6 protein-coding genes are annotated in these 8,122 nt (G+C 75.7%); 2 read left to right on the forward strand and 4 right to left on the reverse strand.

Annotated elements, in window-relative coordinates:
- Positions 1 to 131: 131 nt before the first annotated feature.
- From ACFV4F_RS17460 to trpD, 3 genes are all read right to left on the reverse strand, one after another.
- A complete protein-coding gene (locus ACFV4F_RS17460) occupies positions 132 to 317 on the reverse strand; it encodes a hypothetical protein (protein ID WP_380503309.1) in 186 nt (61 codons plus the stop codon).
- Positions 318 to 340: 23 nt separating this feature from the next.
- Entirely contained in the window at positions 341 to 3,235 is a 2,895-nt protein-coding gene (locus ACFV4F_RS17465) for a type 2 lanthipeptide synthetase LanM family protein (protein ID WP_380445068.1), read from the reverse strand.
- Positions 3,236 to 3,594: 359 nt separating this feature from the next.
- Positions 3,595 to 4,683, reverse strand: a complete 1,089-nt coding sequence (gene trpD / locus ACFV4F_RS17470) for an anthranilate phosphoribosyltransferase (protein ID WP_380445067.1) — start codon at positions 4,681 to 4,683, stop codon at positions 3,595 to 3,597.
- Positions 4,684 to 4,950: 267 nt separating this feature from the next.
- Between trpD and ACFV4F_RS17475 the strand changes: the two genes are divergently transcribed.
- Positions 4,951 to 6,339, forward strand: coding sequence for a pyridoxal phosphate-dependent decarboxylase family protein (locus ACFV4F_RS17475; RefSeq protein WP_380445066.1), 1,389 nt, complete (start codon positions 4,951 to 4,953; stop codon positions 6,337 to 6,339).
- Between the two features lie 12 nt (positions 6,340 to 6,351).
- Here ACFV4F_RS17475 and ACFV4F_RS17480 read toward each other — a convergent pair whose 3' ends face one another.
- Positions 6,352 to 7,014 carry a TetR/AcrR family transcriptional regulator gene (locus ACFV4F_RS17480; protein ID WP_380445065.1) on the reverse strand — a complete coding sequence of 221 codons (663 nt, stop codon included), beginning with the start codon at positions 7,012 to 7,014 and terminating at the stop codon, positions 6,352 to 6,354.
- Between the two features lie 216 nt (positions 7,015 to 7,230).
- Between ACFV4F_RS17480 and ACFV4F_RS17485 the strand changes: the two genes are divergently transcribed.
- The gene (locus tag ACFV4F_RS17485) at positions 7,231 to 7,959 is read left to right on the forward strand and encodes a DUF2306 domain-containing protein (protein WP_380445064.1); all 729 of its coding nucleotides are present in this window, start codon (positions 7,231 to 7,233) and stop codon (positions 7,957 to 7,959) included.
- Positions 7,960 to 8,122 lie beyond the last annotated feature (163 nt).

Raw genomic sequence — 8,122 nt, forward strand, 5'->3', positions numbered from 1 at the left:
GGGGGGGCGGGGGCGGGCCCGCGGGTCGCGGCGGGCGGCGGGGTGGGTGGCTCGCGTTGGCGTGGGGGTGGGCCGGGGCCGGGGGCGGGGGGCTTTGGGCTCCCCGGCTCCGGCCGTCGGGTGAGTGGTGGCTAGCGGAAGGTCACCGTCTCGATCGTGCACTTGCTGCGGTCGCGGGTGCCCATCAGTTCGGCGCGGCGGGTGAGCAGGCCGGTGGTGGTCGGGCGGAGGCGGATCGCGCCGATCGGGTTGTCCTGGGCCGCTTCCTGGGCGACGATCGGCGACGTCCGGCGACGGACGGTCTCGTGGATGTCCATGGCTCTTCCTCTCGTTCGGGGGGTCACGGCGTCCGGTGTGACGGCCGTGGTTCGATCGGCGCTCGCAGGAGCAGCGCCGAAGGCGTGTGGTCGGGGAACCCGAGCCGCAGCAGCCCGTGGCCGATGCCGGCCAGGCCGGTCAGGAGGCCGGGGGCCGGGACGGCGGACGGGGTGCCGCAGACCGGGCCGGCCCGGTCGAGTGCGGCGAGCAGGGCGGTGGTGCGGGTGCCGAGGGCCGGGTCCTTCACGTGGGCGAGCAGTTCGAGGACGCCGAGTTCGCCGTGGCACGGGCTGTGGGTGGGGAGTGGGCCGGCTGCGGCCGTGCGTTCGGTGGTGGTCTTGACGTGGTGGCTGAGGTGTTCGTCGGCCGATGCGGCTCCGCTGTCGGCGAGGGCGAGGGCGATTCCGGGCGTGCCTTCGCACCACGTCGACCGGGGGGTCGGCGAGGTGGCGGCGGCGTGCAGTGCGGCCAGCCCGGCTCGCTTGTGTTCCGTGCTGTCGTCCTCGGTCTCGGCGAAGCGGAGAAGTGCCCATCCGATGCCGGCGGTTCCGGTGGTGAAGCCGTGCTGGGTGGGCAGCGTGCGGGAGAGCAGCGCGTCCGCGCAGCGGCGGGCGCCTTGCCGGGCTTCGGCGGTGCCGACGGCCAGGAGGGCGGCGAGGCCACCGGCGGTGCCCTCGGCGAGGGTGGGGGAGTGTTCCGCTTCGGCTGCTGCGGCGGTCAGTTGGACGGCCGGGGCGAGCCAGGCGGCGATCTCGTGGTCGTCCAGGAGGACGGCGAGCCGGCTCAGCGCGTAGGTGAGGCCGCCGAGGCCCGTGAACGCGCCGGAGCCGATCAGTGGCGGTTCCGCGGGCCGGGCCGTGAGTCGGTCGAGGAGTTCGGGCACCGGGCGCAGGGCCTGGCGGGCGGCCTCGGCGTAGCGGTCCCCGCCGGTGAGCTCGGCGAGTTGGGCGAGGAACAGGGCGGGGCCGGGGTAGCCGCCGCCCAGGTCCGCGCCGGCGGGGGCGGGCTGCCAGTAGCGGTCGCCGAGGAGTTCGAGGGTGATCCAGTTGATTCGGCCGGTGGTGCGGTGGGCCTCGTCGAGGAGGGTGTCGCCGATCCGGCGGGCGGCGTTCAGGAGGTCGGCGGGGGAGGGGGGTCGGGCGCCGGGGCGGGGAGTCCTGGGCGGGGTGGGGGCCGGCTGGTGGGGCGGGGTGGCCGAGCGGCTCGTCATGGCCGCGCGGATGATCCACTCCTGGTGGGGGCAGGGTTGCCCGAGCCGCTCCCCGACCCGGTCGAGGCCGGGGCGGTCCAGTGCGCCGCGCACGCGCCTGCCCTGGCCGGTCCACAGGTCGGCCGTTCCCGGGCGGGTGGTGAAGACGGGTACGTCGCCGTTCCAGAGCTCTGCCGCTTCGTCGTCGGCCAGCCCGGTCCAGCCGGGGTGGTCGGTGCCGTCCGCGAGGGCGTCCCGGAGCAGGGCGTCCCGGTCGGCCGCGTCCTTCAGGAGGCCGGGGTGGGTGGACTCGTCGAGCAGCGTGGCGTAGTCGGCCGTCGCGCGGACGACGACGCGGGTCTCGTCGTCGGCGAACGCCGGCAGGAGGGCGAGCAGTCCGTCCCTGTCGTCGGCGAGGATGCGGCGGGCCAGGCGGTAGCCGTCGAGCAGGGCGTCGGCGTGGTCGGCCGGGTCGGCGTCCGTGCCGGCGAGGGTGGGGCGGTTGGCGCCGCCGTGGAGTTCGCCGGGGTGGCGGGCGAGCCGCATCCGGTCGGTGCCGGCCTCTTCCCACCGCACGGACTCCCCGGGCACGGTGGCTCCGGCGTCGCCGCCCAGCCCGGAGGCGTCCACGGCCTGTTCGTCACCGAGGATCAGGCGCGGCAGAAGGCCGGTCCGGTGCACCGAGGCGGCGAGGGCGACGGCCGCCGGGTCGACGGACTCCTCGGGCCGCTGCGGTGCGGGCGGGTGGAAGAGGGTTTCGAGGTCGACCGGTACGGGGTGGTCCGCGCACGCGATGAGGTTCTCGAAGTGCAGGTCGGTGCAGTCGAAGGCGTGCAGCAGCGCGAGCCACGCGCCCTGCCGGAGGTAGAAGCGCTCGACGTCCCGGGGCGTCGCGCACGGGCGGCGGTCGACGAACTCCGTCCAGCCGTAGCCGCCCCGGGAGACCAGGGCGACGGCGCGCAGACCGGGCGAGCCGGGCTGGGCGTTGAACCGGTCGATGACGGCGTTGAAGTGGCGGTGGGTCCGTAGGGAGCGCGGCTTGTACACGACCCGTTTCGTGGTGGTGAAGCCCAGTACGGCGACGGTGCGGCCGCGTCGGTGCTGGTCGCCGGTGCGGTGGACGGCGGTGAGCGGGCCGGGGTCGGTGCCGCCGAGCAGCGTGGTGACGATGTCCGCCCGGTCGGCGGCGAACCGGTTCAGCAGGTCGGTGAGTGCCTCGGTGGCGGCCAGGCAGGTCTGCGCGAGGATCCTCGCCAGGACGGGGTAGGTGTGGAAGAGGCCCGAGAGGCCGGACTGGTGGGCCGTCGCCTTGATGTAGGAGCGGAAACGATTCTCTGGGGTGGCGCCTGGCAGCCGGCCGTTCGTCCGGGCGGCGTGGAGTTCCAGGACGAGCGTGCGGGCGGCCTGCCGGGTGAGGGCGTCCGCGAGGTCGTCGGCGAACCGGGCGCGGATCGCGGGGAGGTCGGCGAGCTCCGGCGGGATCGCGGTGCGCACGCGGGTCAGCGCGGTCCGGACGAGCGGCGCCACGACCGGGCGGAATCCGGTGGTTCCGGGGAGCGGTCCCGTGGGTGTCCGCGGTGCCCCGGCGCCGGCGACCGCTTCTTCGACGAAGGCGGCCCACGCGGGGCGGCCGTCACGCGCGGGCTCGCCGGGGCGCAGGCCCGGCTCCCACCAGCGTCCCGTCAGGGCCGTGGCCGTGGCCGTCGCGTCGCTCGGAGGAGTGGTCACGGCACAGAGCGTGTCAGCCGGAAGACGGTTCGCACAAGAGTTTGATCAAGCCGGGTGGGTGCGGGGGATCCCGGGGCGCGTAAGAACATGGGGGCCGGTCCCCCATGTGGGGGTGGGGGCCGCGTGCCCAGAATGGCGATCGCGGCCGCGGTTCTCCGCTTCCGTTCCCGGCCAGGCCGTCTCCGATCAGGGCAGCGGCGGCCTCCGGGGCGGCACCACAGGTGGACGGTTCGCCCGCGTGGGGGCGGGGGTTCCGGCCCGGGGGGAGCCGGAACCCGCCGGCCACCCGGCGCGCGGACGTCGCCCGCCCTCCCCCCGTGGGGCGGGCGATGCCCTCGCGCCGGGTGGCCGAATCGCCGCTATCCGGCCGTCCGCACGTCCCGGACCGCCGTCAGCCATCCGTCGAGCGTCTTCAGCGCGGCCCCCGACTCCACGGCCTGCCGCGCCTCGTGCAGGGCGGCCGGGAACCGCGGCACCACCCGGCCGGGCCGGGGCCGGGCGGCGATCAGGGCGGCCGCCGCGTTGAGCAGGACGGTGTCCAGCACCGGGCCGGTCGCGCCCGCCAGGAGCTCCCGCAGGACGCGCGCGTTGTGCTCGGGGCCGCCGCCGACGAGCGCCCCGGCGGGCGCCGGCGCGAGCCCGAGGCCGGCGGGATCCAGCCGTTCCTCCGTCACGGTGCCGTCCTGGACCGCCCAGATCCGGGCCGGTGCGGTCGTCGTCAGCTCGTCCGTCCCGTCCTCGGAACGCACCACGAGGGCGGAGGTGCCCCGCTCGGCCAGCAGGCCGGCGATCGCGGGCGCCGCCCGCAGGTCGGCGACGCCGACCACCTGGTGGCGCGGCCGGGCCGGACCGATCAGCGGCCCGAGCAGGTTGAACGCGGACGGCACGCCGAGCGCGCGGCGCACCGGGGCGGCGTTGCGCAGCGCCGGGTGGAAGACCGGCGCGAAGCAGAACGTGATCCCGGCCCGGCGGGCGACCTCGGCGACGGCCGCGGGCGGCAGGTCCAGCGGGATGCCGAGCGCCTCCAGGACGTCCGCGGTGCCGCACTTGGAGGAGGCCGAGCGGCCGCCGTGCTTGACGACGGGCACTCCGCAGGCGGCGACCAGGACGGAGGCCATGGTGGAGATGTTGACGGTCGAGCCGCCGTCGCCCCCGGTGCCGGCGAGGTCGACGCACCGGCCGCCGTCGACGTCCAGCGGCACCGCGTGGTCGAGCGCGGCCGCGACCAGGCCGGACAGTTCGGCGGCGCTCTCGCCCTTGACCCGCAGGCCCATCAGGAAGCCCGCGAGCTGCTCCGGCCGGAAGTCGTCGTCCAGTACGCGCTCCATGGCCCACCGCGCCTCGTCGGCCCGGAGGTCGCGCCCGGCCGCCAGGGTGGCGAGCAGACGCGGCCAGGTGAGGGCCGGGGTGTGCGTGGCCGTGCTGCGTGTGAGGGTCCTGTTCTCCACTGGTTCGCCGTCCTTGGCGTCGAGTCCAGCGGGGGCCCGGGAAACGCAAATCGGCCGCCCACCGGACGGCCGATACATGACGCGCTGCGCTGTCAGGCCACCCGATCGGGGGCCCACCAGGATCCGCGGCACGTCGTCATGGCGGTCATGCTAGCCCATGCCGCGGGCCCGGGGCAGGCCACTCGGGTGGAATTGGACCGGGACGGCCGGTGCGCCGGTCGATACGCTCGGGGCACAGTTGATCTTCCCCGCCACGGAGTTGACCCCATGCACCCTGAACTCGCCGCCGACCTGGACCGGTTGCCCGCGCTGCTGGAGGAGACCCGGCAGCGGGCCGTCGCCTTCCTCGGCGGTCTCGACGAGCGTCCGGTGGTGACGGCGCTGGAGGAGCCCGCGCCGGTCCGGCTGGGGGACGGCGGGGGGATCGGGCTGCGCGCGGCGCTGGCGGAGTTCGGCGAGCGCTGGGAACCGCGGCTGAGCGCGAGCGCCGGGCCGCGCTACTTCGGGTTCGTCACCGGCGGCGCGACCCCGGCGGCCCTCGCGGGGGACTGGCTCACCGCCGTCGCCGACCAGAACTCCAACTCCTCGCTCGACCCGGCCGGTCAGCACCTGGAGCGCGAGACGGTCGGCTGGCTGCGCGAGCTCTTCGGCCTCTCCGACGCGCACACCGGCACGTTCGTGAGCGGCGCCACCATGTCGAACACCGTCGGCCTCGCGATCGCCCGCGAGTGGCTGGGCGAGCGCCTCGGCGTGGACGTCGCCGAGGACGGCGCCGGCGCGCTCGGCCGGGTACGGGTGCTGTCCGCCAGTGCGCACTCCAGCATCGCCAAGGCGCTGTCCGTGCTGGGCCTCGGCCGCTCGGCGCTCACCGCCGTGCCGACGCTGCCGGGCCGTGAGGCGGTCGACCCCGCGGCGCTGGAGCGGGCGCTCGCGGAGGCGGACGGCCCGTGCGTCGTCGTGGCCAACGCGGGCACCGTGAACACCGTCGACTTCGACGACCTGCGGGCGATCGCCGCGCTCCGCGAGCGGTACGACTTCTGGCTGCACGTGGACGGCGCGTTCGGCGCCTTCGCCGCCCTGACGCCCGAACACGCCGGTCTCGTGGCCGGGTTGGACCTCGCCGACTCCGTCTGCGTCGACCTCCACAAGTGGCTCAACGTGCCCTACGACAGCGCCGTGCAGTTCACCCGCCGCCGCGACCTCCAGGCACGCGTCTTCCAGAACTCCGCCGCCTACCTCGGCTCTCTCGGCGAGCACCCCGACCTCGTCCACCTCACCCCCGAGAACTCGCACCGACTGCGCGCCCTCGCCGCCTGGTTCACGCTGCGCGCGTACGGGCGGGCGGGCCACCGCGAGATCGTCGAGCGCTGCGTGGCCGGGGCCCGGGCCCTCGGGGAGGCGGTGGCCGGGATCGACGGGCTGCGCCTGCTCGCGCCGGTGCGGCTGAACGTCGTCTGCTTCACGCTCGCCGACGACCCCACCGCCGAGCGGCTCGCCGGCCTGGCCGCCGGGGTCGCGGGGGAGGCCTTCTTCACGCCGACGCGCTACGCCGGGGTCCCGGCCCTCCGCGCGGCGTTCAGCAACTGGCGTACGACGGAGGCGGACGTCCGCCGGACGGTCGCGGCGCTCGCGAGGTCGGTGGCCGAGTCGGCCTGACAGCGGATCGCTTCAGCCCGTCGCCGGTGCGGTGGTGAGGCCGCGGACGACGAACGCGACGCCGTCGGTGAGGGCGGACTCCCGTTCCTCCTCCGGGAGTTCGGCGTAGGGGCCGAGCAGGAGCAGGGCGAGGCCGTGGACGCCGGCCCAGGCGTTGAAGGTGGCGGTCGCGGCGGGTCCGGCGAGGAGGCCGGCGGCGTCGAGTGCGGCGAGGGCCTCCTGGAGGATCGCGAAGGGGCCGCGCCGCACCCCGTCGCCCTCGTCGTCGGGGGCGGGGTCCTGCCCGCTGCGCTCGGGGGCCCGGGTCTTGCCGCCGGTCGGGAACGCGGTGGCGAACAGGCCCGGCTCGGCCAGGGCGTAGCGGATGTAGCCCTCGCCCACGGCGGTGAGGCGGCCGGCGGCGTCGAGCCCCGGGTCGGCGGCGGGCGTGCGCCGTTCCAACTCGGCGTCCATGGCCTCGGCGAGGCGCCGGCGGGAGTCCCGGGCGACCTCGTCGACGAGGTCCGGCAGGGCGGAGAAGTGCCGGTAGGCCGCGTTGGGCGAGACGCCGACCCGGCGCGCGGTCTCGCGCAGCACGATGGTCGAGGGGCCGCCCTCGCGCGCGAGCTCGACGCCGGCCCGCACGAGGGCCTCGCGGAGGTTGCCGTGGTGGTAGCCCGCTCGCTGTGAATCCATGCCCGATGTTAACAGCGTGAACACGTCGACCGGGCCGGGCCCGGCTCTCCTCGTGAACCCGCTTGTGCTGCACAGTTGTTGGGGTGCGGGACAGCACGTTCGAATAAATGTTGACGCCGTCCACATGCGCGCGTAAGTTCACAGTGTCCACATTGGGGGACGGGTCGCGCCGGCCCCCTGCCCGGGGACGCTCCACCGACCAGAACGGGGACACCCATGACCAGCACCACGGCTCCGCCCGCTGTCGCCCCGACCGAGGGGACCGGCCCCGCCGGAGGCGGCCGCTTCCCCTGGACCGTCGTCCTCCTGACCTCCCTGGGGATCGTCGGCTACGTCGTCGCCACCTACGCCCAGGCCGGTCTGCCCCTCGACGGCTCGCGCGGCGGCCTCGCCGCCACCTACGCCGAGCGCCCCCTCGGCATCCAACTCGCCTTCTACGTCCACATCGTGACGGCCTCGGTGGCGCTGTTCGTCGGCCCGCTCCAGTTCTCCGCCGCGCTGCGCCGCCGCTCCCGCGCGGTCCACCGCTGGACGGGCCGGGTGTACCTGGCGGGCGTCGGCCTCGGCTCGCTGGCCGCGTTCGTGATGTCCTTCGTCAGCTCGATCGCCTTCGACGGCTTCTTCGGCTTCGGCAGCCTCGCGGTGCTGTGGGCGTGGACGACCTGGCGCGCCTACCGCGCCATTCGCGGGGGCGACCTGCCGAACCACCGCGCCTGGATGATCCGCAGCTTCGCCCTCACCTACGCCGCCGTCACCCTCCGTGCCTGGCTCGGCGTCCTGATCCTCCTCCAGACGCTCACCGCCGACGGGCCCGTGGACGGCACGCACGTGTTCGACACCGCGTACGCCGTCCTGCCCTTCCTCGCCTGGCTCCCCAATCTCGTCGTCGCCGAGTTCCTGATACGCCGCCGCGGCCTCCCCTCCTACCGCATCACCCCGGTCTGACCGGCGCCCGCCCGTAGCCGGGGGGCCGCCGCAGAAGGGCGGGGGCGCCCCGCCCCGGCAGCCGATCTCTTTGCGGCCGCGCGTGGCGGGGGGGTGGTTGTTGGGGGGGGCGGGGGGGTGTGAACCCCCCGGGTGGTTGCCCCCCACCCCCCTTGGGGTGGGG

Origin of the sequence: Kitasatospora sp. NPDC059722, from assembly GCF_042733235.1 — a bacterium.
GTDB lineage: Bacteria > Actinomycetota > Actinomycetes > Streptomycetales > Streptomycetaceae > Kitasatospora.